Source organism: Micromonospora sp. NPDC049101 (genome assembly GCF_040648675.1).
Classification (GTDB): domain Bacteria; phylum Actinomycetota; class Actinomycetes; order Mycobacteriales; family Micromonosporaceae; genus Micromonospora.
In genome coordinates this window covers 89,818-115,637 of the sequence record NZ_JBEZED010000027.1, presented here as the reverse complement: position 1 = coordinate 115,637, position 25,820 = coordinate 89,818, and the positions used below count along the sequence as shown (strand labels likewise).

At 72.1% G+C, this 25,820-nt stretch carries 25 protein-coding genes; 7 read left to right on the top strand and 18 right to left on the bottom strand.

What is annotated here, in order from left to right; all coding sequences use genetic code 11:
* The first annotated feature begins 731 nt into the window (after positions 1–731).
* Both AB0B57_RS29480 and AB0B57_RS29475 read left to right on the top strand, forming a co-directional pair.
* Entirely contained in the window at positions 732–1,073 is a 342-nt protein-coding gene (locus tag AB0B57_RS29480; RefSeq protein WP_357076894.1) for a hypothetical protein, read from the top strand.
* Positions 1,070–1,729 carry a nucleotidyl transferase AbiEii/AbiGii toxin family protein gene (locus AB0B57_RS29475; protein WP_357076891.1) on the top strand — a complete coding sequence of 220 codons (660 nt, stop codon included), beginning with the start codon at positions 1,070–1,072 and terminating at the stop codon, positions 1,727–1,729. Before AB0B57_RS29480 ends, AB0B57_RS29475 begins: the two co-directional genes overlap by 4 nt.
* Positions 1,730–1,889: 160 nt before the next feature.
* Here the strand turns inward: AB0B57_RS29475 and AB0B57_RS29470 are convergent, their stop codons facing one another.
* Entirely contained in the window at positions 1,890–2,792 is a 903-nt protein-coding gene (locus tag AB0B57_RS29470) for an SDR family oxidoreductase (RefSeq protein WP_357076887.1), read from the bottom strand.
* A 187-nt stretch (positions 2,793–2,979) separates the two neighbouring features.
* Between AB0B57_RS29470 and AB0B57_RS29465 the strand changes: the two genes are divergently transcribed.
* Complete coding sequence (locus AB0B57_RS29465) at positions 2,980–4,770, top strand: 5'-nucleotidase C-terminal domain-containing protein (RefSeq protein ID WP_357076884.1); 1,791 nt, start codon at positions 2,980–2,982, stop codon at positions 4,768–4,770.
* A gap of 57 nt (positions 4,771–4,827) precedes the next feature.
* Here AB0B57_RS29465 and AB0B57_RS29460 read toward each other — a convergent pair whose 3' ends face one another.
* Entirely contained in the window at positions 4,828–5,001 is a 174-nt protein-coding gene (locus tag AB0B57_RS29460) for a hypothetical protein (RefSeq protein ID WP_167362358.1), read from the bottom strand.
* An 84-nt stretch (positions 5,002–5,085) separates the two neighbouring features.
* Complete coding sequence (locus tag AB0B57_RS29455) at positions 5,086–6,246, bottom strand: geranylgeranyl reductase family protein (RefSeq protein ID WP_357076881.1); 1,161 nt, start codon at positions 6,244–6,246, stop codon at positions 5,086–5,088.
* Between the two features lie 175 nt (positions 6,247–6,421).
* Here AB0B57_RS29455 and AB0B57_RS29450 point away from each other — a divergent pair, with 175 nt between their 5' ends.
* Entirely contained in the window at positions 6,422–6,658 is a 237-nt protein-coding gene (locus AB0B57_RS29450) for a hypothetical protein (RefSeq protein WP_112587077.1), read from the top strand.
* Between the two features lie 84 nt (positions 6,659–6,742).
* Positions 6,743–8,182, top strand: a complete 1,440-nt coding sequence (locus tag AB0B57_RS29445; protein WP_357076877.1) for an MFS transporter — start codon at positions 6,743–6,745, stop codon at positions 8,180–8,182.
* A 158-nt stretch (positions 8,183–8,340) separates the two neighbouring features.
* Here the strand turns inward: AB0B57_RS29445 and AB0B57_RS29440 are convergent, their stop codons facing one another.
* From AB0B57_RS29440 to AB0B57_RS29425, 4 genes are all read right to left on the bottom strand, one after another.
* Positions 8,341–8,901 (bottom strand): hypothetical protein, encoded by a 561-nt coding sequence (locus tag AB0B57_RS29440; protein ID WP_357076874.1) that lies wholly within the window; start codon positions 8,899–8,901, stop codon positions 8,341–8,343.
* A gap of 1,241 nt (positions 8,902–10,142) precedes the next feature.
* Positions 10,143–10,772: a hypothetical protein gene (locus AB0B57_RS29435; protein ID WP_357076871.1), complete on the bottom strand. Its 630-nt coding sequence runs from the start codon at positions 10,770–10,772 to the stop codon at positions 10,143–10,145.
* 13 nt (positions 10,773–10,785) lie between these two features.
* Positions 10,786–12,570 carry a DUF4012 domain-containing protein gene (locus tag AB0B57_RS29430; RefSeq protein ID WP_357076868.1) on the bottom strand — a complete coding sequence of 595 codons (1,785 nt, stop codon included), beginning with the start codon at positions 12,568–12,570 and terminating at the stop codon, positions 10,786–10,788.
* 97 nt (positions 12,571–12,667) lie between these two features.
* Positions 12,668–13,915 (bottom strand): glycosyltransferase family 4 protein, encoded by a 1,248-nt coding sequence (locus tag AB0B57_RS29425; protein ID WP_357076865.1) that lies wholly within the window; start codon positions 13,913–13,915, stop codon positions 12,668–12,670.
* Positions 13,916–14,083: 168 nt separating this feature from the next.
* On the opposite strand from AB0B57_RS29425, the gene AB0B57_RS29420 reads away from it, so the two are divergent.
* Positions 14,084–14,638, top strand: coding sequence for a low molecular weight phosphatase family protein (locus tag AB0B57_RS29420; RefSeq protein ID WP_357076862.1), 555 nt, complete (start codon positions 14,084–14,086; stop codon positions 14,636–14,638).
* Here the strand turns inward: AB0B57_RS29420 and AB0B57_RS29415 are convergent.
* On the bottom strand, positions 14,619–16,082 hold the full coding sequence (locus AB0B57_RS29415; protein WP_357076859.1) for a polysaccharide biosynthesis tyrosine autokinase: 1,464 nt from the start codon (positions 16,080–16,082) through the stop codon (positions 14,619–14,621). The two genes, AB0B57_RS29420 and AB0B57_RS29415, sit on opposite strands and share 20 nt — an antisense overlap.
* 329 nt (positions 16,083–16,411) lie before the next feature.
* Between AB0B57_RS29415 and nhaA the strand changes: the two genes are divergently transcribed.
* Positions 16,412–17,773 carry a Na+/H+ antiporter NhaA gene (gene nhaA, locus AB0B57_RS29410; RefSeq protein WP_357076856.1) on the top strand — a complete coding sequence of 454 codons (1,362 nt, stop codon included), beginning with the start codon at positions 16,412–16,414 and terminating at the stop codon, positions 17,771–17,773.
* A gap of 14 nt (positions 17,774–17,787) precedes the next feature.
* On the opposite strand, the gene AB0B57_RS29405 is transcribed toward nhaA, so the two are convergent.
* From AB0B57_RS29405 to AB0B57_RS29360, 10 genes are all read right to left on the bottom strand, one after another.
* Complete coding sequence (locus AB0B57_RS29405) at positions 17,788–17,985, bottom strand: hypothetical protein (protein ID WP_357076853.1); 198 nt, start codon at positions 17,983–17,985, stop codon at positions 17,788–17,790.
* Entirely contained in the window at positions 17,982–18,314 is a 333-nt protein-coding gene (locus tag AB0B57_RS29400; RefSeq protein ID WP_357076850.1) for a hypothetical protein, read from the bottom strand. Before AB0B57_RS29400 ends, AB0B57_RS29405 begins: the two co-directional genes overlap by 4 nt.
* Complete coding sequence (locus AB0B57_RS29395; protein ID WP_357076847.1) at positions 18,311–18,673, bottom strand: DUF1622 domain-containing protein; 363 nt, start codon at positions 18,671–18,673, stop codon at positions 18,311–18,313. The genes AB0B57_RS29400 and AB0B57_RS29395 overlap by 4 nt, the downstream gene beginning before the upstream one ends.
* A gap of 39 nt (positions 18,674–18,712) precedes the next feature.
* Positions 18,713–19,300: a TMEM165/GDT1 family protein gene (locus AB0B57_RS29390; protein ID WP_357076844.1), complete on the bottom strand. Its 588-nt coding sequence runs from the start codon at positions 19,298–19,300 to the stop codon at positions 18,713–18,715.
* Positions 19,301–19,517: 217 nt separating this feature from the next.
* The gene (gene egtD / locus AB0B57_RS29385) at positions 19,518–20,483 is read right to left on the bottom strand and encodes an L-histidine N(alpha)-methyltransferase (RefSeq protein WP_357076841.1); all 966 of its coding nucleotides are present in this window, start codon (positions 20,481–20,483) and stop codon (positions 19,518–19,520) included.
* A gap of 50 nt (positions 20,484–20,533) precedes the next feature.
* Positions 20,534–21,280, bottom strand: a complete 747-nt coding sequence (egtC, locus tag AB0B57_RS29380; protein ID WP_357076838.1) for an ergothioneine biosynthesis protein EgtC — start codon at positions 21,278–21,280, stop codon at positions 20,534–20,536.
* Positions 21,281–21,320: 40 nt separating this feature from the next.
* Positions 21,321–22,658, bottom strand: a complete 1,338-nt coding sequence (gene egtB / locus AB0B57_RS29375) for an ergothioneine biosynthesis protein EgtB (RefSeq protein ID WP_357076835.1) — start codon at positions 22,656–22,658, stop codon at positions 21,321–21,323.
* A complete protein-coding gene (gene egtA / locus AB0B57_RS29370) occupies positions 22,655–23,893 on the bottom strand; it encodes an ergothioneine biosynthesis glutamate--cysteine ligase EgtA (RefSeq protein ID WP_357076832.1) in 1,239 nt (412 codons plus the stop codon). The genes egtB and egtA overlap by 4 nt, the downstream gene beginning before the upstream one ends.
* Positions 23,894–24,051: 158 nt before the next feature.
* Positions 24,052–24,840 (bottom strand): hypothetical protein, encoded by a 789-nt coding sequence (locus tag AB0B57_RS29365; protein WP_357076829.1) that lies wholly within the window; start codon positions 24,838–24,840, stop codon positions 24,052–24,054.
* 16 nt (positions 24,841–24,856) lie between these two features.
* Positions 24,857–25,489 carry an RNA polymerase sigma factor gene (locus tag AB0B57_RS29360; protein ID WP_357076922.1) on the bottom strand — a complete coding sequence of 211 codons (633 nt, stop codon included), beginning with the start codon at positions 25,487–25,489 and terminating at the stop codon, positions 24,857–24,859.
* Positions 25,490–25,820 lie beyond the last annotated feature (331 nt).

Sequence of the window (25,820 nt, the reverse complement as noted above, 5' to 3'; positions counted from 1 at the left end):
GCGAGACCAGCAACGGACAGCACACTCTTACGCATGATCGTGTTCATGGGGGTTAGCTCCTTCGGGGGTAGAACACCCGGCCGCACCGATCGAGGCAACGGTGAGCGGGTGTGAGCACCTCGTCCGGCGCTGCACATACAAGGGGGAAAAGTCTTCGACGTCGGCGACCTGCGAGCGGGGGGCTCGTGGCGCCGGGGTCCAGGTGTAACGACCGGGGGGCCGGGGTCATTCCGGGTTGGCCCCTCGCGCGGCACCCTCGTCGGGGCGGTGCCTGCGGTCGTTCGTGGGGACTGTAACGACCGGCGGGCCGGGGGCATTCCGACCTGCGGGAACCGCATCCCCAACCCCTGCGGGCCGGGCGGGCGGCAGGTCGTGCTGCGATCGTCAGGGTATGTAACGACCCCGGCCCGGCCACGATTCCGGCCCACGGATGCGACCGGTCACAACCCACAACCACCCCCCACCGGACAAACCACCCACACCACCCCGCACCCACGACCCCGAACCGCCCCCGCCAGGCATGATCCACTCGCCTTCATGAAAGTCGCGGTATCCCGCACCCCGGACACCCCGAACTCCGCAAACCCGAGTCGATCACGAACGGCACGAGCCCGCCATGACGCGCAAACCGGACAAAAATCGCGTCGGGTACAGCTGGGTGAGTGCGCCTGGCGGCGCGCGCCGGGTTCATCCTGAACGACACCGGCATTGGCGGGCGTTACCCTGACAGCATGCAGGCCCTCTCCCCCACCCCGACCGGCGTGGCCTTCCTGGCTCGCCCGGGTCGTCCGGCCGTGGTGGCGCGCACGCTCGCCGAGCTGGCCGGCCCGACCCGGGGTGTCGTGGAACTGCCCGTGCGGTTGATGTGGAACGCCGAGCGCACCTTCGACCTCGGCGACCCCGACCAACTGCTCTGGATGTACGAGAACGTGCTGCGCGAGACCACCCGGGCCGAGGATCTGCGGGCGCTGATCAACGGGCGGACTTTGCGCCGGGTGTGGCGGTTGCTCAACCTGCCCCGGGGCGTACGGCAGGCGTGGGAGAGCCGACACCGCAGCCTGCGCGCGGCGTGATCGGCTCGCACCTGCACGAGTTCTACCGGGAGGTCGCCCGGGTGGCGCTGACCGCCGCCGGGCCGTACCGGTTCGTCCTCGGCGGTGGGGTCGCCTGGGCCGCGCACGGGTTGGTCGCCCGCCCGACGGAGGACGTCGACCTCTTCGCCGACGTGGAGGGCGCTGCCGCGGCAGCGTCCGCCGGGGTGCGGATGGCGTTGGAACGCGCCGGCTTCACCGTCACCGACGCCGACCCGGACAGCGACCTCGGCGAGCTGTTCGACGGATACGACCAGGACATGAAGGACTTCGTGGTGAGCCGGGACGGGCGGCAGATCCGGCTCAGCCTGGCCCGGTTGGACCGCCACCAGAGCCCGGTGGTGATGGACCTCGGCCCGGTGATGGACGTCCGCGACCTGGTGGCCAACAAGATCGCGGCGTTGGTCAACCGGCGGGAGGTCCGCGACTTCATCGACGTGGCGGCGGCGCTGGAGCACTACGACGTGACCGAACTGTTGGTGCTGGCACGGCAGGTCGACCCCGCGCTGGATCCGGCGGACGTGCGGGCCGCCGGCCGTTACCTGGACCGGCTGTCCGAGCAGCGCTTCGGCCGTTACGGCCTCGGCGCCGCCGACATCGCCCAGGTCCGGCAGCGCTTCGCCACCTGGCCGCGCTGACGCGACCGCCGCTCGTCAGATCACACCACGACGCCCCGAACCAATCCAGTTCGCCGCGTGGCCGCGTTGACGGCGACGAAGCAGGCAAGAAGACCCCAGCCCGGCGTCGGAGGAGCCGCGTCGGGGCGGGCAGCCGAGCGGCGCCCGCCCCGACGGCGGATCACTTGGTCGGTCGACCGCCCGTGACTCCCAGGATCTCGCCGGTGACGTAGCTGGACTCCTGCGAGGCGAAGAAGACGTACGCCGGAGCCAGCTCCGCCGGTTGGCCGGGGCGACCCTCGGGGGTGTCGGTGCCGAACTGCTTCACCTTTTCCTCCGGCATGGTGGCCGGGATCAGCGGCGTCCAGACCGGGCCGGGGGCGACCGCGTTGACCCGGATGCCCTGCTCGGCCAGGTCGGCGGCGAGGGCCTTGGTGAAGTTGGCGATCCCCGCCTTGGTGGTGGCGTAGTCGAGCAGTTGCGGCGACGGGTCGAACGCCTGGATCGACGCCGTGTTGATGATCGCCGACCCCTCGGGCAGGTGCGGGATGGCGGCCTTGCAGAGCCAGAACATGGCGTACAGGTTGGTCTTGAACACCCGGTCGAACTGCTCGGTGCTGATCCCCAGGATCCCCTTGTCCTGCGACATCTGGTACGCCGCGTTGTTCACCAGGATGTCGATGCCGCCCAGGTCCCGCACGGTCCGGTCGACCAACTCCTGGCAGTACGCCTCGTCGGTGATGTCGCCGCGGACCGCGACGCCCCGCCGGCCGGCGGCCTCGACCAGCCGGATCGTCTCCCGGGCGTCGGCGTCCTCCTCCTCGCTCAGATACGAGATGAGCACGTCGGCGCCCTCCCGGGCGTACGCGATCGCGATGGCCCGGCCGATCCCGGAGTCACCTCCGGTGATCAGCGCCCGCTTGCCGTCGAGTTTGCCGCTGCCCCGGTACGACTCCTCCCCGTGGTCCGGCTTCGGGGTCATCTCCCCGGTCGAGCCGGGCGCTGACTGCTGCTGTGGGGGCTGACCGGACTGCTGGCCGTACTGGCTGGTCGGGTCCTGCTGGGTGTGCTGGTCCTCGCTCACTGAAAACTCTCCTCGCTGCGCGCGGGAAGCGGGGCCTTCCCGCGAATGTCCTCCCGGATCGCCCTACCCCGCCGTGGCCTGCGGAAACCGCTGCAACGATCGGGGCTGCCGTGGCGGGAGTGACCGGCGCTGGCTATGGTGCGCGAGGCGCCCACGAAGCGCGTCCACCCCCACGGAAAGGCACGTCATGACCTCTCCCTCCGGCCCGTCGCGCCGTCAGGTGCTCGTCGCCGCCGCTGCCGCGGCGACTGCTCCACTGATCGCCGCAGCGCCCGCGCAGGCGGCCGGCAGGCCCCGGCCGCGCACCTGGGACCTCACCCTCCTGGGCACGTCGGACACGCACGGCAACGTCCACAACTGGGATTACTACCGGGACGCCGAGTACGACGACAGCAAGCACAACGACATCGGCGTCGCGAAGTTGGCCACTCTGATCAACCAGATCCGCCGCGAGCGGCGCGGCAAGGCGACGCTGGTTCTCGACGCCGGTGACACGATCCAGGGCACGCCGCTGGCCACGTACTACGCCAAGCAGGAGCCGATCACCGCCACCGGCGAGAAGCACCCGATGGCCCGCGCGATGAACGTCATCGACTACGACGCGGTGACGCTGGGCAACCACGAGTTCAACTACGGGCTGCCGTTGCTGGACCTGTGGATCCGCCAGCTCGGCTTCCCGGCGCTCGCCGCGAACGCCGTCAACGCGAAGACCGGCAAGCCGGCCTTCCAGCCGTACGTCATCAAGAAGGTCTCCCTCGGTCTCGCCGCGCCGACCCTGCGGGTCGGCATCCTGGGGCTGACCAACCCCGGTGTGGCCATCTGGGACCGGGGCAACGTCGAGGGCAAGCTGCGCTTCGACGACATGGTCGCGACCGCCGCGAAGTGGGTGCCGATCATGCGGGCCCGCGGCGCGGACCTCGTGCTGATCTCCGCGCACGGCGGTGACAGCGGCACCTCCAGCTATGGTCCGGAGTTGCCGAACGAGAACCCGGTGGCGCTGATCGCCCAGCAGGTGCCGGGGATCGACGCGATCCTCTTCGGTCACGCGCACAACGAGGTGGTCGAGCGATTCGTCACCAACGAGCGGACCGGCGCGCAGGTGCTGCTCTCCGAGCCGTCGAAGTGGGGCCAGCGGCTCACCCGGATGGACTTCACCCTCACCCGGGAGCGTGGCCGCTGGGCGATCACCACGAAGGCCGCCACCATGCTCAACACCAACACGGTGGTCGAGGACCCGAAGGTCCTCGCGGCCGTGCGGACCCAACACCAGAAGACCATCGCGTACGTCAACCAGGTCGTCGCGCAGTCCACTGTCGAGTTGTCGGCGGCGGAGTCGCGCTACAAGGACACGCCGATCCTGGACTTCATCAACCACGTGCAGACCGAGGTGGTCGGCGCGGCGCTGGCCGGCACCGCGTACGCCGACCTGCCGGTGCTGTCGATCGCGGCGCCGTTCAGCCGTACCGCGGTCTTCCCCGCCGGCGACGTGAAGATCCGCGACGTGGCCGGGCTGTACGTGTACGACAACACCCTCGAGGCGGTCGTGCTCAGCGGTGCCGAGGTGCGCGCGTACCTGGAGTACTCGGTGAAGTTCTTCCGCACCCTCGCCCCGGGCGCCCCGGTGGACCCGGAGCAGATCAGTGACCCGGCCGTGCCGGACTACAACTACGACGTCTTCTCCGGCGTGGACTACGACATCGACATCGCCAAGCCGGTCGGGCAGCGGATCACCCGCCTGGTGCTGGCCGGCACCGACACGCCGGTGGCCGACAACGCGCAGTTCGTGGTGGCGGTGAACAACTACCGGCGCAGCGGCGGCGGCAACTTCCCCGGCATCGTGAAGACCCAGGTCTACAACGCGCAGCAGGAGATCCGTCAGCTGCTCATCGACTGGGCGCAGGCCAAGGGGACGATCAACCCGGACGACTTCTTCCAGCCGAACTGGCGGCTGGTACGCGAGGGCGTGCCGGTCTTCTGATCCTCGCGCAGCACACACGGGCCGTGGGTGGCGACACCCGCGGCCCGTTGCGCGTTCTCAGCCCTGCACGTTCCAGCGGATCGGGTCCTCGGACTCCTCCGGCCGGTCGCGCCCGGGATCGGTCTCGGTCAGCGCCACCCGCTCGTCGGGACGGACGGCGGGCGGCAACTCCCCGAACCGCGCGTGGCGCAGAAACGCGTACTCGTCATCGGTGAACGGCTGCTCGGTCATCAGCGCCTCCTGCTGCTCCGCTGTGATTGTCCGGCGGCCACGCCGGTCGGCGCCAGTAGCCGTGCGCACACCCCGCAAGGCATCCTAGGATACTGGGTGAGCGGTGGTGGCCTGGCGCGATGGATGGGACAACCGGTCCAGCACCGCGAGGGCCGCCCGGATCGGCCGCCGTCCCAGCATCTCGTCGAAGCTCGCCCGCCCCTGGCAGAACTGGACGAACATCCGCCAGCCCGGCGGGGTCGCCAACAGGGCGTGGAACACGTCCGGGCGGCGGGTGAACACGTCGAGCAGCCGAAACCCCGCCCGCATCTCCGGCAGTAGACGCTCGGCGGCCGCCCGCTCGTACCCGGCCAGATCACCGGCGGCGACCGCCGCGCCGGCCAACTCACCCGACCGCAACGCGAAGCTGATGCCCTCCCGGCTCCACGGCTCCAACAGCCCCGCCGCATCCCCCACGACCAGCACCCGACCGTTACGCAACGGCGAATCCTCCTCGCGGCACCGGGTCAGGTGGCCCGAGTCGTGCTCCGCCGGCAACCCGGTCAGCCCCAACCGGTCGACGAATTGCCGCAGGTACTCCCGGGTCCCCTCCCCCGCGCCCCGCCCGGCGATCACACCGACGGTCAACCGGTCACCCTTGGGAAAGACCCAGGCGTACGAGCCGGGCATGGCACCCCAGTCCAGCAGCAGCCGACCCCGCCACCGTTCCTGCTCGGCGGGCGGCACCGGAATCTCCAACTCCAGACCCAGATCCACCTGCCGGTACCGCACCCCGACGTGCCGGGCGGTCACCCCCGACGAGCCGTCCGCCCCGATCACGGCACGAGCCGCGATCGTCGTACCGTCGGCCAGCCGCAGGCGTACCCCCTCGGGGTCCTGCTCGATCGCGCGGACGGCGACCCGCTCCCGCACCTGCGCGCCGGCGGCGACCGCCGCCGCACGCAGCCGGTCGTCGAACTCCTCGCGGCGCACCATCGTCACCACCGGGCTGTCGTTGCGCCGGGTGAACTCCCGACGGCCATCCCGGGTGAACGTGACCCGGTCTACCCGGTCGTGCGCGGGCACCTCGATCCGATCACCGACGGCCGCCAGCGAGGTGCCGATCAGACCACCACCGCAGGTCTTGTACCGCGGGTGCGCGGCACGCTCGACAACAAGTGTGGAGACACCGGCGCGGGCAGCGGTGTAGGCCGCGGAGAGCCCGGCGGGGCCGGCGCCGACGACGACGAGATCCCAGACGATCACGGAAGCAGCCTAGTCTCCACCACCGTCGGACCCGCCGGCCGCCGCGACCGCCCGATCGGGTGTGCATCTTCGGTCACCGAGGGGGTAACCGACCCCGCGCAACCGCCACCGCGATGGCGGACGACACCGCCACGATGGCGGACGAACGAGTTCGATGGCGAACGAAGGAGGAACCATGCAGCAGGTGCAACTGTCGGAAGCCGAGCAACGGGTATACCAGGCGGTCACCACCCTGGAGGCACGCGGACAGGTGCCGTACCCGGACCTGATCGCCGAGGAGTCCGGGCTGACCCAGGAACAGGTGGGCAGCCCCCTGCACCTGCTCACCGAGAAGGGCCTGCTGCACCGCGAGGACTCGCCGATGGCGGGCCTCGACTTCGGTCCCCGGTTCTGCGCCCGCCAGATGGCGTGACCCGCGGAACCAGCCGAGACGATTCGCCCCCCGGTGACCCGGGTAGCGATCAACAATGCTGATCGACTGTCAACGGGGGGCACGATGAGTGCGGCGCACCCGCCGCAGCCGGTGGACGCGGCCGCGAACCGACGACGCTGGCAGGCCGTCGGCGTCGGACTTGTCGCCGCGTTCATGACATTGCTCGACGTGAGCATCGTCAACGTCGCGGTGCCGTCCATCGACCGGGCGCTGCGCGCCTCGTCGAGCGACCTGCAGTGGATCCTGTCCGGGTACGCGCTCACCTTCGGCCTGGCACTGGTGCCCGCCGGCCGCTTCGGCGACGCCCGCGGCCGAAGAAACGCGTTCGTCTTCGGCATCGCCCTGTTCACCGTGACCAGTGCGCTCGCCGGCCTCGCCACCTCCCCGACCTGGCTGGTCATCGCCCGACTGCTCCAGGGCGCCGCCGCCGGCATCGTCAACCCGCAGGTCATCGGGCTGATCCAGCAACTCTTCCGAGGGCCGGAACGGGCCCGCCCGTTCGGGCTGCTCGGCGCCACCATCGGCATCTCCACCGCCGTCGGGCCGCTGCTCGGCGGGCTGCTCATCGCCGTCGGCGGCGAGGAACACGGGTGGCGCTGGGTCTTCTTCGTCAACGTGCCGGTCGGCATCCTCGCGGTGATCCTCGGCTGGCGGCTGCTGCCCGGCCGTCCCGCGGGTCAACCCGGCTGGCGTCGACTCGACCCGGTCGGCGTACTCCTGCTCGGTGTGGGTGTGGTCCTGGTCCTGCTGCCCCTCGTCCAGGAGCAGCAGTGGCACAGCCCCTGGAAATGGGCGCTCATCCCGGCCGGCCTGGCAGTGCTCGTCGCCTTCGGGCTCTGGGAGCGGCGGTACGCCCGCAACCACCAACCGCTGTTCGACCTCGGGCTGTTCAGCCTCCAGTCGTACACCCTGGGCTCGATCCTGGCGCTCGTCTACTTCGGCGGCTTCACCGCGATCTTCTTCATCTTCACCCTGTTCCTCCAGATGGGCCTCGGCTACAGCGCGCTCGTCGCGGGCCTGGCCATCACCCCGTTCGCCCTCGGCTCGGCTGCCGCCGCCGTGCTCGGTGGCCGCATCGTCAACCGCATCGGCCGACCACTCGTCGCCATCGGTCTGCTCACCGTCGTGGTCGGGCTCGCCGCAACGGTGGTCGCACTGCACCTCGCACCGGACGCCCCGGCGCCCTGGGTCACCACCGGCCCGCTGCTCATCGCCGGCATCGGCAGTGGACTGGTGATCGCCCCCAACCAGACGATCACCCTCGCCGAGGTGCCGGTGGCGCAGTCGGGCAGTGGCGCGGGCATGCTCCAGACCGGTCAGCGGATCGGCGCCGCCGCCGGCATCGCCGCCGTCGGCTCGCTGTTCTTCTCCTCGCTGGCCGACAGCCGCGGCAACTGGACCACCGCCTTCGAACGGTCGCTCATGCTGGCCACCGGCATCATCGCGCTCGCGCTGATCTGCGCGCTGATCGACATCCTCCGCACGCGCCACCACAAGAACTGACAACAACACCAGGGGTACGCCGCTGGCCGGCACCCCGGTTACGGAGTGCCGGCCAGCGGCGGTGGTGCTGGTGCGGTGGCGCTCTCGTGCGGTGGCGCTGGTCGTGCGGTCGTGCGGTCGTGCGCTGGTGCTTTCGTGCGGTGGTGCCGTGCGGTGGGTCAGCTGTTCCAGTGCTGGCCGACCAGGTCGGTGGCCTGCTGCTCCCACTGGGCGTACGCATCCGGGTAGGCGGAGACCTGCACGGTCTGCGCGGCCTCGGTCAGGGGCATGTCCTGCCAGCCGTCGACCTGCTTGAGGCCCTTGAGGAACGCCGTCGTCGAGTAGGCCGGGTCGGTGATCTGCTCCGGGGTACCCCAACCCGAGCTCGGGCGCTGCTGGAACAGGCCCAGCGAGTCGTGGTCGTTCATATCGCCCAGGTGGCCCAGGTTCTCCAACTTCGACTCCTGCAGACTCGTCGCGATCGAGATGACCGCGGCCCGCTCGGGCAGACCCGCCTTCTTCGTCGCCGCGATGATCGCCTTGACGTTCGCGGTCTGCTCATCGTTGAGGGTGATCCGGGACTGCTCACCCTGCGGCTTCAGGGCGGTGCCCTGCACAGTAGCCGCGACGGGCTTGGCGTCGACCGGGTTGGCGTGCGCGGCGATCGGACCGGCGAACACACCACCGGCGAACGCGAGACCAGCAACGGACAGGACACTCTTACGCATGATCGTGTTCATGGGGGTTAGCTCCTTCGGGGGTAGGACCACCCGCTGCCACCGAGGGGGAACGGTGACGGCGGGTGTGAGCACCTCGTCCGGCGCCACACATACAAGGGGGAAAAGTCTTCGGGGTTCGGCGCCTGCCGGCGGGGATCGCTGCGGGCGTCGGAGTCGGCGACCTGCGAGCGAGGGCTCGTGGCGCCGGGGTCCAGGTGTAACGACCGGCGGGCCGGGGTCATTCCGGGGGCGGCCCACCTGCCGGCACCCTCGTGGAGGCGGTCGCCGGGCGGTCGTTCGCGGGGACTGCAACGACCCGGGGGCCGGGGTCATTCCGGGTTGGCCCCATCGCGCGGCACCCTGGTCGGGGCGGTGCCTGCGGTCGTTCGTGGGGACTGTAACGACCGGCGGGCCGGGGGCATTCCGACCTGCGGGATCCGCATCCCCAACCCCTGCGGGTCGGGCGGGCGGCAGGTCGTGCTGCGATCGTCAGGGTATGTAACGACCCCGGCCCGGCCACGATTCCGGCCCACGGATGCGACCGGTCACCACCCACAACCACCCTCCACCGGACAAACCACCCACAACGCCCGCGCCAACGACCCCGAACCGCCCCCACCGGGCATGATCCACTCGCCTTCACGGAAGTCGCGGTATCCCGCACGCCAGGACACCCCGATTTCCGCAAACCCGAGTCGATCAAGGCGGGTCACCCACGGCCGGAGGGTCACGGAACGGACAAAGGGCGCAGATGGGCTCGCATTCGGCCTGCGTTGGTCGAGCGGCGCTGATTTGGGCGCCTCCGCGGCCGGTGAACCGCGTCGACCTACCCGGCGCCCAACGCGCTCGGAGCCGAGCGCACCCGAAACCGTTCACCCAGCGCCGGCACACCCAAAGTCGGACATCCTGCGCCCGGGCGCGCCCAAACCCAGACGCATCCAGCGCGTGCCACCCCAGCGGCAGGCGCACCCAAAGCCAGGCCCACCCCGGGTCAGCCACCCTCCACAACCAGGCCCACCCCAGCCGACCACACCTACCACCAGGCTCACCCTCGGCCGACCACACACCCACCACGGCTCACCCTCGGCCGACCCCCCCACCGGGCTCACCCCGCCCGACCACACCCACCACCAAGCCACCCCCGGAAGGCCACAAGCCCGGACATCCGCGGGGCCGGACCGGACAGACGCTGGCGCCCGTCGGAGTGTTCCGACGGGCGCCAGCTTCAGGTGCGATCCGGGCGGGGCCCGGTGGTGTGCGGATTAGTGCGCGGCACCCCCGAGGCGCTGGCGGCGGCGCCAGGCCAGGGTCAGCAGCAGCATGACCGCTCCGGCGCCGACCAGGCCGCCGCCGAGCTTCATGGGCGTGCCGATGCTGTCACCGGTGACCGGCAGCGGCTGCTTCTTGTGCAGCACCCGCAGCTCGGTGCTGGCGGTACGGCCGGACTCCCGGCCCGTGGCGGTGAAGGTCAGCAGACCCGTCACCGAGGGGGTGTAGCTCTTGCTGAAGCTTCCCTGGGCGTTGGTGGTCGCCGTGAAGTTCAGCGGCGCGCTCGCCTGATAGGCCACCGCGGCCATCGCCACGGTGCTGCCGTCGCTGCGGCGAGCCGGAGCCTGACCGCCGGCCGGAGCAGCCAGCGGAGCCACCGTCACCACGATGTCGACGGTCTCGTTCGGGCCGAAGCCGGTGCCGGTCAGCACGACCGTCTCGCCGAGGAAGATCGTCGGCCGGTTGACGGTCAGTGACGCTGCGGCTGGCGGGTACGGCGGCGGTTGCGGCGGGTCGGTGGTCGCGCTGGGCGTCGGCTGCGGCTGTGCCGCCCCCGCTGCCGTCGGCACGGCCACCACGGCCAGGCCGACCGTGAGCGCCATGATGATGCGGGATAGCCGCATGATTGGTTCCCTCCTACTGGTCACAGCTTGGTGCGGAATGAACTTGGGTGGTCCATGGGCTGGCGGTGGGGGTCAGCCACAGCTCGGCCTGCCCGACGCCGGTCTTGGCCGTCAGCACGCTGACCTCCAGCACCTTCTCGGCGCCGGGGCCGACGTCGACGCTGGCGGTCGCCACCTGGCGGCGGCGTTCCGTGCCACTGCCAAGCGCCGTCTCGACCCCGTCGAGCCGGGCCTCGAGCACCGCCCCGCCAGCCGGGCTGAAGATCGACACCAACGTGCGAGCGGTGTACGGGTCGCCAGCCAGACCAAGCCCGAGGACGGATTCGCTAAGTCCGGACTTCGGCGCGGTCGAGCGCAGGGTCACCCGCAGCCGGAGCTCGCGGCGGCCGTCGGGCCGGCATTCGCCGACCGTGAGGTTCGCCGTCGGCCGCAGGTAGTAGCCGAGCTTCGCGCCGCTGCCGTCGTTGAGAAAGACGCCGACGGTCGGCACGGTGTCCTGCTCCGGAAGCGTCCCGGCCATCCGGCTCGCACCGAATGTCCGCTGTTCCTCAGGTCGGGCACTCCAGAACAATATCCGCCGTTCGGTGATAGCACGGTCAAATGCGGACAACAACACACGTGGGTTGACATTCTTCTTGAAGAAGGCGTCGAATACCGAAGCCGCCGATGCCGCGAAGAACTCGTCCTGCTGCCGGACGTTCAGCCGTTGGTAGCTGTCGTTGAGCAGGGTCTGCACGACCTTCTGGCTGGCCAGCGGAACCCCACCGGGCACCAGCACCGGGCCTGTCGCCTTGAGCAGGTACGACAGCACCACCGGGTCGACGGCGAGCACACCGTCGACAGTGATGCCGGTCGAGCGCCGGAACATCTCGCGGTACAGCGTGGCGGCGCTGGGAAAGTGCGGGGACAGATTGACATCGGCGGGATAGATGCCGGGCAGGTCGGTCCAGAGTGCCCGGATCTCGGCGGGCACCTTCAGCGCCGGGGTGAACCGGCCGAGCGAGGCACTGCTGCCCTGCTTGCCCATCTTCACCGCGCCGTTCTCCGCCTCGATCATCGCGTACGCGCCGAACATGCCGCCGGTGGCGCGCAACTCGGCGAGGTTCTGCGAGACCAGCAGGTATCGTCGCGGCCCGTTCGCGCCGAGCAGCGGCGGCAGCAGGCGGGCTCCCTGATCGGCGGCCGTGGTGAGGCTGGCCAGTCGGTCGATCTCGTCGCGTAGGTCCGTCAGGGCCTGCCGGACCTGGCTGACCAGCCTGTCGGTCGGCACCGCCTCCAGGTTTCGGCGCGTCCGCTGCACCGACTCGTTGACGCCGGTCAGCTCGGTGGAGACAGCGGTGAGCTGAGCGAGATCCAACCGACCGCCGGTCGGCACCAACCTGGTCAGGTCGGTGCGCAGCAGGGTCGGGAACGCCTCCCGGGCCAGTTCGTCGATGGCGATGGCGATCCGCCGTACGGCGTCGAGATCGTCACCCGCGACCGGCGTGCGCCGAGCGAGTCGCCAACTCGGATCGGCCGTCGTCGCCCGGGCGGCGCCGGACTGCTCCTGCAGGGCGGCGAGCGTGCGCAGGGCACGGTCGGTGTCCCCACCCACCACCTGGGCGCTCAGCTCCCGGGCCAGGCCGGCGGCGTTGAGCAGGTGTGCACGCGCCTGCCAGCCACGGAAGCCGATCCACCCGCCGGTCGCCAGTAGTAGCGAGCCGACGACCAGGGCACCGAGGAGCGCACGTCGCAGTCGGGCACGCCGACGGCGCCGGGACCGGCTCCGTCGCCGGGTCGGCCGTTCGCTTTCCGTCACACCACACTCCCGTTCGCGGAACCGGACAGATGGCCGGTTCCCTGACGTTCTTAGCACGCGCTGGGGAACTTCGTACCGTTATTGAGCTCTTCGCCCTTTAAGCGAGTTTCCTTCGCAGATCGCCGGCCGGCTCCGTGACCCGGCCTGCCGCCTCGTGCAGCAGCCGCTCGATCCGGTCCACCCCGGCGGGCAGCGACATCTCCCGCAGGTACGCCGTGCGCCCCCGGCGACCCATCTCGGTACGTGTCGGCGGCGGGATGGTGGCGGCCAGCCAGAACCGGTCGGCCAACGCGGCCCAGTCCTCCGGGGGGCAGGACAGCCCGGCCCGGACCCGCTCGACCAGCTCCGCGGTGTCCCCGCCGGCCGACGCGATCACCGGGGCGGCACAGGAGAGCGCCGCCTGGAGCTTGCCCGGCACCGTGCCGCGCAGTTCCGGAAGGTCGCGCAGCATGACCAGCTGATAGTCGGCGGCGGCGTACAGCTCGGGCATGTCGACAGGCGACCGCCGCTCCACGAAGCGGACGTTGGCCGCGCCCAACTCGGCGGCGAGCCCCCGGACCTTGCGCTCGGCCGAGCCCGAGCCGACCAGCACCAGGTCCATCGTCTGGTCCAGCGCCGCAGCCGCCCGGACCGCGGTCTCCAGACCCTGCCGTGCGCCGATCGTGCCGGCGTGCATCACCACGCACCGACCGTCTCGGCGGACCAACTGGCGCGCCGCCGCGCCGGGCGTCGCCGGATAGAAGATCCGCTCGTCGGTCCAGTTGAGGACCAGCCGGACCCGGTCCGGTTCGGCGCCGGCCGCGACGACCAGATCCCGCATCGACGGCGCGGCGACCGCGATCCGCGCGGCGGACCGGTAGATCCGGGTCATCGCGCTGCCCATCCGCGCCACCCAGCGCGCCTCGCCCGCCTCGTCGACGCCGTCGCGGCTCCAGACGTCCTGGACGTGCAGCACCGTGGGCACCTGCCCGAGCAGCCGGAGCACCCCCGCGGCGGCGAACGTCGTGGCCGGGAGTTGGAAGACGTACAGCGCGTCCACGTCCCTGAGGTAGCGGCGCGCGGCAAGCGTCGCGCTGCCGGCGAAGGAGAGGTAGCTGGCCATCCGGGCGCCGGTGGACGTGGCGCCTCCCGGGTAGCGGGGCACCCTCCGTACGGTCAGCCGCTCGCTGTGCGTCTCGTGGTGCCAACGCTGTCGCCAGCCGGGATAGACGTGTCCGCCGGGGTAGTCCGGAAACCCGGTGAGCACCCGGACCTCGTGCCCCCGCGCGGCCAACTCCTCGGCGAGGCTGCCGGGGATGAACGCGGGCTCGGGCGGGAAGTGGTAGGACAGGATGCCGATCTTCACTGCTGCGCCCCCATCCACTGCGAATCGGCGACGGCCGGCGCGGCACCTCGGCCGCCGGGTGGACGGCCCGCGTACGATGCCGACAACCCCTCCCTGCGCGGCCGCCGGCACTGACACACCGTCCTCGCGGTGTGGCCGCTCGCGTCCGCACCGACGAGAGGGGCACCGATGACTGATCGCGTGTTGTTCGTCTGCCACGCCAACCTGTGCCGATCACCGATGGCCGAGCATCTGGCCCGCCGCCTGCTGGCCGACCGGCCGGTCACCGTGGCCAGCGCCGGCACCGACGCGGTCGACGGGCTGTCCATGCATCCGTACGCCCTGGAGGTCGCGACGGAGAGTGGTGCGGACGCCGCGGCGTTCCGGACCCGAGGCCTGCGGCCCGAATACCTGGTGGACGCGACGCTGGTGCTGACCGCCACCCGGCGCCAGCGCTCGATCTGCACCGCGCTGGCGCCGAGCGCCCTGCACCGGACGTTCACCCTGCGCCAGTTCGGCCGGCTGGCGGCGGCGGCCGAGGCGCCCGCCGAGCCGGCCGGCGACCCGTTGCGGGCGGCGATCGCCGCCGTCGCCCAGGCCCGGGGACGGCTGCAACCCGCCGCCCCGGACGCGGACGACCTTCGGGACCCGATCGGCGGCACCTCCGCCGACTTCCGACGCTGCGCCGAGGAGATCGAACGGTCGCTGCGACCCCTCGCCGCGCTCATCGGGGCAGCCGGGTGAGCTCCTGGGTGTGGTCGGCGACGCCGTTGACCCCGGTGGTGGCCTCGCTGTGCCGGCCGGACATCACCCGGTCTGCCGGCACCGACGCCGGCAGGGTCGAGGCGACCACGCGGTAGGCCTCGTACTGGTACGCCTCGGCCTTGGCCACCTTGGCCATGTTCAGCACGCAGCCGAGCAGGCGGACCGAGACCGCGTGCAGCGCGCGGGCCGCCGCGGCCACCTGGGTCCGTGAGGTACGGCCCTGCTGGCTCACCAGCAGCGCACCGTCGGCCTGCACGGCCACGACCACGCCGTCGGTCACCGCGAGCAGCGGAGCGGTGTCGATGATCACGATGTCCGCCGACTCCCGCAGTGACAGCAGCAGATCCGACATCGCCTTGGACCCGAGCAGCTCGCTCGGGTTCGGCGGGGCGGAACCGCTGGGTAGCACCAGCATCGACTTGTCGCCCCAGCGCTGTACGACGTCGCCGACCTTCACGTCGCCGACGAGCACGTCGGTCAGGCCGACCCCGGCGTCCAGGCCCAGGTACTCGTCGACCTTCGGGCGGCGCAGGTCGGCGTCGACGAGCAGCACCCGCCAACCCGCCTCGGCCAGCGCGATGGCCAGGTTGCAGGAGAGCGTGGTCTTGCCCTCGCCCTGCAACGCGCTGGTCACGGCGATGACCCGGGCCGGCTCGTGGACGTCCACGAAACGCAGGTTCGTCCGCAGCTTGCGCACCGCCTCGGCGCGGGCCGAGGTCGCCGCGTCGCCGATGATGAGCGGCTCGGAGCGGGCGCTGCTCTCGTAGGGGATCTCGCCGAGCAGCGGACTGCCGGTGGCGCGTTGCAGGCCGGCGGAGTCCCGCAGCCGGACGTCGGCGACACCGCGCAGGATCGCCAGGCCGACGCCGAGCATCAGGCCGATCAGCCCGCCGAGGGTGAGGTTGCGGGTCGGCTGCGGCGAGACCGGACTGGCGCTGACCCGTGGGCCGCTGACTACCTCGATCTTGATCGGCGCCTTGCCCTCGGACGTCGTCTCGACCTTCTGCACCAGGTCGACGAACTTCGCGGCGAGCGACTCGGTCACCCGCAACGCCCGGGTCTGGTCGGTGTCGTTGACCGAGGCGCGCAGCAGCACGGTGCCGGTCTCGGTGGAGGTGGTCACCCGGCTCCGCACCTCGTCCGCGGTGAGGCCCACCGGGGTGTCGGCCACCACGCTCTGCGCCAGCCGGTCGCTGGTGAGCAGATCGGCGTACGACTTGACGCGCTGTTGGAGGAAGAGCCCACCCTGGTAGGCGTCGCTGACGCCGGAGTTGGGGGTGGTGACGAAGAAGGTCACCGAGGCGACGTACCGGGGTTGTGCCCGTACGGTCAGGAACGCCGAGGCGCCCAGGGCCACCATGACCGTGACCAGCACGACCCACCAGTGCCGACGCACGTGGCGCAATTGGCGGAGCAGGTCCATCAGGAGCGCCTCCGCGTCGGTCCGGTTACGCCAAAAAACTTCACGAAAACCCCCAAGGTCGTCTTAAACTCGTGAAACCATTAAAGCGGCTCATACGGCTTATGTCCGGAGTTAGGTGGTTCTGACTCTGACTCATGCGCCCGCATAACCAACCGGACAAAGGTGCATTCGGCTGCGGTGCGACCCGGGGAAAAAAGTCGGCGACCGACCGGACGGCCCCCGGTGGTCGCCACCGCACACGAGCCCGGATAAGGTCGGCAGCGGTGTGCCGGGAAGTCTGGTCGGCGAGTGGATCCCCGCCGTCCTGATGTCCCGAGGTGACCCCACAGATGACCGCCCCCTCTCCGCCACCGTCCGAGCAGCGGCGCACGGCCCGGCTGTTCGCCCGATCGTCCTGGCCCGAGGCCCGGCGCCTGGCCGACGTGCTGCGCACCGAGACGGTCGGTGGCGCGTTGCTGCTGCTCGGTGCCGTGACAGCGCTGGTCTGGGCCAACTCGCCCTGGTCCGACTCGTACACCCGGGTCGGCGACTGGGTGCCCTGGCCCGGCGGCGCGCCCTGGCACCTCGACCTGGACGTGGCCACCTGGGCGGCGGACGGCCTGCTGGCCGTCTTCTTCTTCGTGGTGGGCCTGGAGCTCAAGCGGGAGTTCGTCGCCGGTGACCTGCGCGACCCGCGCCGGGCGGCGCTGCCCGTGGTGGCCGCGCTCGGCGGGATGCTGCTGCCGGCGCTGATCTACGTGGCGGTCGTCGTGGCCGCGGGCGGGCCGGGGCTGCGCGGCTGGGCCATTCCGACCGCCACCGACATCGCCTTCGCGCTCGCCGTGCTCGCGCTGGTCAGCTCGCACCTACCCCAGGGGCTACGGGCCTTCCTGCTCACCCTCGCCGTGGTCGACGACCTGTTCGCCATCACCATCATCGCGGTCTTCTACACCGCCGACTTCCACCCCGTGCCGCTGCTCGCGGCGCTGGCGCCGATCGGGCTCTTCGCGGTGCTGGTGCAACGCGGCCGTACCTGGTGGTGGGCGCTGCTCCCGCTCGCAATCGCGGCCTGGGCCCTCGTGCACGCCTCCGGTGTGCACGCCACGGTGGCCGGCGTCCTGCTCGGCTTCACGGTGCCGGTGCTCGCCCGCCACCGGACGGCCGGCGGCCGGCCGGGCAGCACCGGTGCGGGGACGGACGAGGACGGGCTCGCCGCGCGCCTGGAGCACCGCTGGCGACCGGTGTCGGCCGGCATCGCGGTGCCGATCTTCGCCCTGTTCGCGGCCGGCGTCACCCTGCGCGGCACCGACCTGGGCGCCCTGCTGACCGACCCGATCGTCATCGCCGTCGTCGCCGGACTCGTGCTCGGCAAGGGCATCGGCGTCTTCGGCTCGACCTACCTGCTGGCCCGGTTCACCCGGGCCGAACTGGACGAGGACATCACCTGGTCGGACCTGCTCGGGATCGCCCTGCTGGCCGGCGTCGGGTTCACCGTGTCGCTGCTCATCGGCGACCTGGCCTTCGGCGCCGGCAGCCCGGCCGACGACCGGGTCAAGGTGGCCGTCCTGCTCGGGTCGGTGCTCTCCGCGGGGCTGGCCGCCACGGTGCTCCTGCGCCGCAACGCCACGTACCGCCGGGTGGCGCAGCGGGAACAGCTCGACGCCGACGGCGACGGGGTGCCCGACGTCTACCAGCGGCCCGCCGACCGTTGAGCGGTGGCCGGGCGTCAGCGGCGACGCTCGGCTGGCGGCGGCTCCTCGGTCTCCTCGACCAACGCCTCCGCCGCCGGTGCGGTGAGGTCGTCGCCCGGCACCGCCACCTCCTCGGCACGGTCCTGCTCGTCCGGCTTGCCCCCGGACGGCGGCTCGGGAGCGGTGCCGCTGCCGGCGAAGCCGTACTCGTTCGGTTCGTCGTGCCGGCTCATGTGGTCATCCTCCCGCTGTCCCCGGTTTCGCCTCTCACCGCCAACCGTAGGTGCTGATCGTCGCCCGCGCAGGGCGCCGGGGATTGTCGCCCGGACCACGGCGGTGAGCTGCTCAGCGCCTTCCCGAGCAGCTGACGCAGGGCGATGATCGCCACGGCGCCGGCCAGACCGTTCCACCCCGGCTCCCCGACGAGCCGGAGCAGGCCGGCCGCGGTCAGCAGGTCCAGCAACACCCGTACGGCGGTCCGCAGCGCCCCGGTGCTCAGCGCGGTGACCACCCCGACGACGAGCGCCAGCGCGGTGACCACCATGATCAGGACGCCGGTCACGGCCGACGCTCCCCCTCGGTCACCTGCCGCTGCTCCTGACGGATCTCCCGACCCAGGAAGTAGTTCAGCGCCGTCCGGATCGTCGCGATCGCCGCCAACTGGCCGATCTGGTCGAACGACGGGGACACCGCCGTGCGCAGCACGTCGGCGGCCAACTGGAATTCGAGGCCGAGAGTCAGGAACCGGCCCAGCGAGAGCCGGATCGGCGTGAAGACGGCGGCGGTGCGGTGCCGCAGCCCTTCGACCACGAACCGCACCGCCGCCCAGACCGCCCCCACGAAGATGACGAGCGCGCCGGCCACCTCCACCACGGCGACCAGCACCTGGTCGCCCTGGCGCAACAGCTCGGCCGGCTCCACCGGAGGCCGTTACCCGAACACGGGCCGGCTAGTCGGCACTCAGGTCAGCTCGTTGACCGCCTCCAGGATCAGCCAGAGGCCGGAGATGGCGAACAGGATCGCGGCGCCGTACTTGATGGCCTTCTCCGGCAGCCGGCGACCGAGCATCCGCCCGACCAGGATGGCCAACGCGTCCGCGGCCACCATGCCGATGGTGGAGCCGAGCCAGGTGCCGAACCAGCCGTACTTGGTGGCCAACGTGATCGTGGCGAGCATGGTCTTGTCGCCCAGTTCCGCCAGGAAGAACGCCACCGACACCGCCACGATCGCGGTCTTGCTGGTCTTCTCCGCCTTGCGCCGCTCTTCCTCGGTGAGCTTGTCACCGCGCAGCGTCCACGCACCGAAGCCGAGGAACGCCACGCCGGCCACCAGGGAGATCCAGTCGGTCGGCAACACCGCCCCGAGACCCACGCCGATGGCCACCGACGCCAGGTGCACCACCGCCGTGGCGACCGTGATGCCGATCAGCACCGGGATCGGTTTGAACCGCGTGGCGAAGGTCAGCGCCATCAACTGGGACTTGTCCCCCAGCTCGGCGACGAAGATGACGCCGAAGCTGATGACCAGCGCGGCGAAAAATCCCTCCATGACATCCTTCCCGTTCACGCCGGGAAGAGGTGACAGGGGCGCCCTCGACCCGGCTGCAACAGCCTGAGTCGAAGGTCTCGCCCGCCCCGGGAGAACCGGGGCCGCGTGGCCGGGTGCGGAACGCACCAGTATGTCGACCACGACATTGGGGGCTACTCCCCTTCGCGGACCCAGCCTATCGGATCACCGCAGGGCCGCGCCGGGATGGGTGCACCGTTCACCGCGCCCGCGCCAGCGTGACCCCGAAGAGCCCGTCCGGGTCGGTCCAGAACTCCGTCGCGGCGAAGCCGGCCGAGGCCAACTCCCCGGCGATCCCCTCCGGGCGGAACTTCGCCGAGACCTCGGTACGCAGCTCCTCCCCCGCGGCGAAGTCCACGGTCAGGTCCAACACCCGCACCCGCATCGGCCGGGTCGCCCGCAACCGCATCTCGATCCACTCGTGGGTCGGGTCCCAGAGGGCCACGTGCACGAACGCCCCCGGGTCGAAGTCCGCGCCCAACTCCCGATTGATCACCTGCAACACGTTGCGGTTGAACTCGGCGGTGACCCCGGCGGCGTCGTCGTACGCCGGCACGATCACCGACGGGTCCTTCACCAGGTCGGTGCCGAGCAGCAGCCAGTCGCCGACCTCCAGCGCGCCGCGCATCGCCGTCAGGAACTCGGCCCGCTCGGCGGGCAGCAGGTTGCCGATGGTGCCGCCGAGGAACACCACCAGCCGACGGCCACCGGTGGGCAGCCGGTCCAGTTGCCGGGTGAAGTCACCGACGATGCCCCGGACCCGCAGGCCCGGATAGTCGGCGGCGATCTGGGCGGTGGACCCGCGCAGCGCGCTGACCGACACGTCGAGCGGGACGAACGTGCCCAGGCCGCCCTGCCAGGTGAAGGCGTCCAGCAGCAGCCGGGTCTTCTCCGACGAGCCGGAACCCAACTCGATGAGGGTCTTGGCCCCGGTCAGCGCCGCGATGGCGGGAGCGCGCTCGGCCAGCACGGCCCGCTCGGCCCGGGTCGGGTAGTACTCGGGTAACCGGGTGATCTCCTCGAACAACTCGCTGCCCCGAGCGTCGTAGAACCACTTCGGTGGCAGCCACTTCGGCTCGGCGCTCAGCCCGGCGCGAACGTCGTCGCGCAGGCCGCGCTCCAGGTCGTGCTCCTCGAGGTAGATCTCCAACGGTTCCGCGGTCATGATTCGCCTCTCTGTTCGAACAAATCAGGTGGTGCCCCGACCGGTGTCGCTCACCGGACCGGCAGCGGACGTACCCGCACCTCGCCCGGGGTGGCCACGACCAGGTGCCCCTCCGGCACCGCCCGCCATCCCGGATCGTCGTCGTGCGGCTCGGAGGCCAGCAGCACCGCACCCGGCGACTCGCGGACCGACAACGCGTGCCCGGCCACGCTGGCGACCGCCCGTCGTCCGTCGGTGAGCAGCAGGTTGAGCCGCGACCCCGGGGCCGCCGCGGCCACGTCGGCCACCGTCCGCCCGACCGCCGTCTCCGCGTCCTCGCCGGCGCGCAGCCGATGCCGCACCAGCGCCCAGAGCAACGCCGAGTCGGTGGCGGCGTCCAGGGTGAGCAGGTCACGCACCGGCAGCCCGGCGGCGAGCGGCACCACCGCGTCCGGCCAGCCGCGGACCACACCGTTGTGGCTGAACAGCCACCGCCCCTCGGCGAACGGCGCGGCGGCGTTGTCGAGCACCGCCATCCCGACGGTGGCCGAACGCACGGCCGCGAGCAACGCGCCGGTGCGGGTCACCGCCGCGAGCTGCGCGATGGTCGGGTCGCTCCAGATCGGCTGCGCCCGGCGGTACCGCACCGGCTCACCGTCGCCCGGATACCAGCCGACCCCGAACCCGTCGGCGTTGATGGTGCCGCCGCCACGCATGTCGCGCGGCGCCCAGGACTGCCGCACCAGCGAGTGCGCGGGGTCGAACAGCACCTCGGCCAGGGTGACCGGCGGCCCCAGGTAGGCCAGGTGACGACACATCAGCGGACCGCCCCCGCCGGGCCGCCGATCGGGCGGTGGATCACCGGGACGACTCGTCCGGCCGGACGTCGCGGGCGCAGCGGAAACCGCTGAAGATCTGCCGCCGGATCGGGTAGTCCCAGTTGCGGAAGGTGCCCCGACAGGCCGAACGGTCGGTGCCGAACGAACCACCACGCAACACCCGGTAGTCGTCGCCGAAGAACACCTCCGAGTATTCGCGGTAGGGGAACGCCGTGAAGCCGGGATGCCCGTTGAACGTGGTCGAGGTCCACTCCCAGACGTCACCGATGAGCTGGTGCACACCCAACGGCGAGGCGCCGGCCGGGTACGCGCCCACCGCCGCCGGCCGCAGATGACGTTGGCCGAGGTTGGCGTGCGCCTCGGTCGGGTCGTCATCGCCCCAGGGATAGCGGCGGGACCGCCCACTCGCCGGGTCCCACCGGGCCGCCTTCTCCCACTCCGCCTCGGTCGGCAGCCGCTTGCCGGCCCACGCCGCGTACGCCTGCGCCTCGTAGAAGCACACGTGCACCACCGGCTCGTCGGCGCGGACCCGGCTCCACCGGCCAAAGCGCTGGTACGACCAGTCGTCGCCGTCCCGACGCCAGTGCATCGGCGCACTGAGCCGCTCCCGCACCCGGTGGGCCCAGCCGGCCGCGCTCCACCAGCGCTGATCGGTGTAGCCACCGTCGGCGATGAAGGCCGCGTACTGGCCGTTGGTGACCGGAGCCGCGTCGATGACGTACGCCGGCAGGTCGACGCGGTGCGCCGGGCGCTCGTTGTCCAGCGCCCACGGGTCGGTGTCGGTGCCCATGGTGAACTCGCCGGCCGGCACCAGCACCTCCCCACCGACCCGGGCGGACGGCTCGGGCGGCGGCGGGGCGTGCAGCACCGCCGGCCCCGACCGCAACTGGTGGGTGGCGAGCATGGTTTCGTCGTGCTGCTGCTCGTGCTGCACCAGCATGCCGAAGGCGAACCCGTCGGCGACCAACGGCCGCTCCGTGAACACCACCGAGTCGAGCAGGTCGTACACCTTGTCCCGGACGGTGGCCAGGTAGGCGCGGGCCTCGGCGGGCGGCAGCAGCGGCAGCGCCGGGCGGTCCCGGCGCGGCTGCTTGAACGCGTCGTACAGCTCGTCGATGTCGCACCGGACCGGCTCGCGGCCCCCGACATCGCGGACCAGCCAGAGCTCCTCCTGGTTGCCCACGTGGGCGAGGTCCCAGACCAGTGGCGACATCAGCGGCGAGTGTTGGCGCAGCAGATCTCCCTCGTCGACCGCCTCGGTCAGCAGTGTGGTGCGGGCGCGGGCGCGGGCCAGCTCCCCCGCGATCCGGTCGCGCAACCGCTCACCGTCGGTGTGCCCCGTCGTGCGCACGCTCATCTGTCTCGTCCTTCCGTCGCGGCGGCGAGCCGCCGTCGTACTCCGCGCTCGATCTCGTCGTGGACACCCGTCGGCAGGTCCAGCCGGGGCAGCGTGCGCAGCGCCAGGTCGAGCAGCGCCGCCGCGGCGGCGGCCAGCGCCGGATCGGCCAGGCCCTGCCGGGCGGCGGCCGACCAGCGGTCCGCCACCGGCGCGGCGATCGCGTGCGCCACGCGCACCGTGCCCGGATCGGTGAAGAGGGCACTCAGCACCGCCAGCGGGAGCCGCCAGTCCCGGCCGGGCTGGGTGTCCAGGTAGCGCAGCTCCAGGTAGCCGCGTGGCCGCACCGGCGGGAAGAGGGTGCTGACGTGGTAGTCGAGGTCGTCGGTGGTGGGTGGGCGGGGCAACGCGCCGTCGAGCCAGTCGGCGAAGGTCACGCCCGGTGGCGCGGCCCAGTCCGTGCCGTCCCGACGCAGGCAGAGCAGGGGCGCGGCCAGCACGTACCGGATCCAGGTGGCGGTCGGGTCCTCGTCGACGCGGCCGGGCGTCCAGGCCGGGCGGGTGCGGGCCGGGTCGATGGCCAGCCAGGCGGCCATCCGCGCGGAGGCCCATCCGGTGCGCCGCCCGGCGTGCCGGTTGGCCGACGCGAACACCGCGAGCAGCGGCGGCCCGACGGCGTGTGCGGCGGCCCAGCGTGCCGCGACCTGGTCCGGCTCACCGGCGTCGAGGCAGACCTGCAGGCCGGCGGTGCTGTACATCATCGTGCGGCCGGCCGGACCATGCCTGTCGAAGGCGCCGCGCATCGCGCGGTAGCGGGGAGTTTCCAGCACCGGGCGGGGCCGTCGGTGTGGGTCGATGCCGCTGCGGCCGAGGATCAACCCGGCGGCGGCCAGCAGGTCGGTGACCTGGGCGATGTCGGCCTCGGTGGCCTGGATCAACGCGGTGACCGAGGGGCGGGGCGGGGTGGAGATCTCCACCTGGCCACCCGGCTCGAGGGTCACCATGCCGCCGTGTCGCAGCGGCTCGGCCGGGCTGGTGGCATCCAGCGTGGTGGGGCTGTGCCGCCCCAGCGCCGCCCGGAGCCGCGCCAGGTCGACGGGTCGGGCGGGATCGGCGGCGTCGTGCACGGTCCATTCCAGTTCGACGCCGGTGAGTGTGGGTGGGCCGGTCTTGAAGCAGATCCGGGCGAGGTGCCGGACTGCGGCTGCGGACTCGCGCAGGATGGCTCCGCGGTCCAACTCGGGTGACGTCACCAACGGTCGGGATCCCCTCTCCGTGTGCCGACTCCGGGACACGATGCCACCGTAACCCCACCCACCGACACCCGCCGGGGGCGTGCACGGCACCACCAACCTCTGTCTAACAGACGAATTTCCCGTGCAGGGCGGAACGGAAACGCGTCAGCAGGGGCTGGTTACCGGGGGGTGAGGCGGCCCGTCGGCGGCGACGGTGGCTGGGGCTTCGTCGGCTCGGACGGCTTGCGCTCGGGCGTCAACCGCTGGCAGTACGCCTCGACCTCGGCGGGGCCGCCGGCGGCGGCGACCAGCCTCTCGAAGGCCGGCGTCCGCAACGCCTTCTCCCGCTCCTCGGGCTTCTTGGCCTGCCAGGCGCGGCACAGGCCGTGCAGGTTCCCGACGGGAGTGCTCGGGGCCGACGGTGTGCCCGGAGACGGTGGGCCTGGAGACGGTGCGCCGGGGGACGGGTGGCTCGGCGACGGTGGGCCGTGCGGCGCCGAGCGACTCGGATCGCCGGACGTGGACGCGCTCCGGTCGGGGCTCGGCGACGTCCGGGACGGCTCCGGTGCGACCGGGTCCGGTGCCCGGTCCCGGGTGACCGCGGCGAAGGCGGCCCCGGCCGTGGCGGTGGCCGCCACCGCGCCGATCCAGGCCACCGCGCCGGTGGTGAGGCGGCGGCGGCGCGGCCGGTGGGGCACGGATGGCGCCGGGTCGGCCCGCGCGGCCCGGAAGGCGGTAAGCGCGGCCTCCTCGCCGGCCAGCTCACCGGGCCGGGCCGGGCCGGCGGCCGCGGCGAGCAACCCCGCCACCGGGTCCGCCGAGGGGGTGGGCGACACGGGTACGCGGGCCTGCGGCGACGCCGCGTCCCCTCCCCGACCGGCCTGGTCCGACCGGGCGTGCAGGTCGGCGCGGGCCGCGTCGAGCAGCCGTTCGGTCTCGGCGTGGTCGACCCGCCGGAACGGGTTCATCCAGAATCCCCTCACGTCAGCCGTCCGCCGGCTCGGCGTGCGGTGCCCGCAGGGATGGGCCGCTGCCCGCCCGGGGCGGCGACCCACCGTCGACCTGGACGGACGACTCGACGGCGTTCTGCCGCTCCAGCAGGGCTGCGAGCCGGCGCAGACCGCGGTGCGCGGCGGTCCGGACGGCACCGGCCCGGCGGCCCAGCACCCGGCCCGCGGACCCCGCGTCCAGCCCGATCACGGCCCTCAGCAGGACCGCTTCGGCCTCGCGGGGCGGCAGGGTGGCGATCAGCGCCAGGGCGGTCTCGGTGCCGATCGTCTCGCTGGCGCCCTCGGCGGTGTCCGCCTCGCTGGCCAGGTCGACGAGCGCGTGCACCGGCACCGGCAGCGACGGCCGGCGGCGCAGCCTGCGCAGGTGGTCCATCGCCCGGTTGCGGGCGATCGTGACGGTCCAGGCGCGGAACTCGCCGCCGGTGAAGCTGGGCAGGTCGCGGGAGATCTGGAGCCAGGTCTCCGATGCGACGTCCTCCGCGTCCGCGCCGACCAGGGCGGTCAGATAGCGCAGCAGGCCCGGCTGGAGGCTGCGGTAGAGCAGGCGGAACGCGTCCTCGTCCCCGGCCTGCGCCGCGCTGACCGCCTCCGCCAACTCGCCGGTCATCCGCGGCCCACGGATCGTGCCGGCGTGGTCCGCCGCGGCACGGCAGAGCACGCGGTACGAATCGTCCGCCCGACAAGCACCCGCCCCGCCCTCCGCCAATCCGGACCCACCCGTGACCGAGGTCGTCGGGCCGGGGTGTCTGGTGGGCCAACGCCTGGGTCGTCCGCTCGGTGCGCCGACCGTCGAGATCGCCGGGGCGGCCCGAGCCGGGCTAACGCTAGGACGGGGCCAGCGGCGCGACAAGTTGGCGCCTTGTCACGGAAGAGTGACAATTATCAACCCACGGCTCGGGCGTGTCGCCGTCACTGCCCGTGACCAGAGGGTGCAAACC

Excerpts from the sequence above, each read along its gene's own strand:
- nhaA (WP_357076856.1), top strand. The coding sequence starts at position 16,412 with ATGACCGCCCCCTCTCCGCCACCGTCCGAGCAGCGGCGCACGGCCCGG.
- AB0B57_RS29360 (WP_357076922.1), bottom strand. The coding sequence starts at position 25,489 with ATGACCGGCGAGTTGGCGGAGGCGGTCAGCGCGGCGCAGGCCGGGGAC.
- AB0B57_RS29420 (WP_357076862.1), top strand. The coding sequence starts at position 14,084 with ATGACTGATCGCGTGTTGTTCGTCTGCCACGCCAACCTGTGCCGATCA.
- AB0B57_RS29405 (WP_357076853.1), bottom strand. The coding sequence starts at position 17,985 with ATGAGCCGGCACGACGAACCGAACGAGTACGGCTTCGCCGGCAGCGGC.
- AB0B57_RS29460 (WP_167362358.1), bottom strand. The coding sequence starts at position 5,001 with ATGACCGAGCAGCCGTTCACCGATGACGAGTACGCGTTTCTGCGCCAC.
- AB0B57_RS29445 (WP_357076877.1), top strand. The coding sequence starts at position 6,743 with ATGAGTGCGGCGCACCCGCCGCAGCCGGTGGACGCGGCCGCGAACCGA.
- egtD (WP_357076841.1), bottom strand. The coding sequence starts at position 20,483 with ATGACCGCGGAACCGTTGGAGATCTACCTCGAGGAGCACGACCTGGAG.
- AB0B57_RS29415 (WP_357076859.1), bottom strand. The coding sequence starts at position 16,082 with ATGGACCTGCTCCGCCAATTGCGCCACGTGCGTCGGCACTGGTGGGTC.
- AB0B57_RS29440 (WP_357076874.1), bottom strand. The coding sequence starts at position 8,901 with ATGAACACGATCATGCGTAAGAGTGTCCTGTCCGTTGCTGGTCTCGCG.
- egtC (WP_357076838.1), bottom strand. The coding sequence starts at position 21,280 with ATGTGTCGTCACCTGGCCTACCTGGGGCCGCCGGTCACCCTGGCCGAG.
- egtB (WP_357076835.1), bottom strand. The coding sequence starts at position 22,658 with ATGAGCGTGCGCACGACGGGGCACACCGACGGTGAGCGGTTGCGCGAC.
- AB0B57_RS29480 (WP_357076894.1), top strand. The coding sequence starts at position 732 with ATGCAGGCCCTCTCCCCCACCCCGACCGGCGTGGCCTTCCTGGCTCGC.
- AB0B57_RS29450 (WP_112587077.1), top strand. The coding sequence starts at position 6,422 with ATGCAGCAGGTGCAACTGTCGGAAGCCGAGCAACGGGTATACCAGGCG.
- AB0B57_RS29465 (WP_357076884.1), top strand. The coding sequence starts at position 2,980 with ATGACCTCTCCCTCCGGCCCGTCGCGCCGTCAGGTGCTCGTCGCCGCC.
- AB0B57_RS29390 (WP_357076844.1), bottom strand. The coding sequence starts at position 19,300 with ATGGAGGGATTTTTCGCCGCGCTGGTCATCAGCTTCGGCGTCATCTTC.
- AB0B57_RS29365 (WP_357076829.1), bottom strand. The coding sequence starts at position 24,840 with ATGAACCCGTTCCGGCGGGTCGACCACGCCGAGACCGAACGGCTGCTC.
- AB0B57_RS29435 (WP_357076871.1), bottom strand. The coding sequence starts at position 10,772 with ATGCGGCTATCCCGCATCATCATGGCGCTCACGGTCGGCCTGGCCGTG.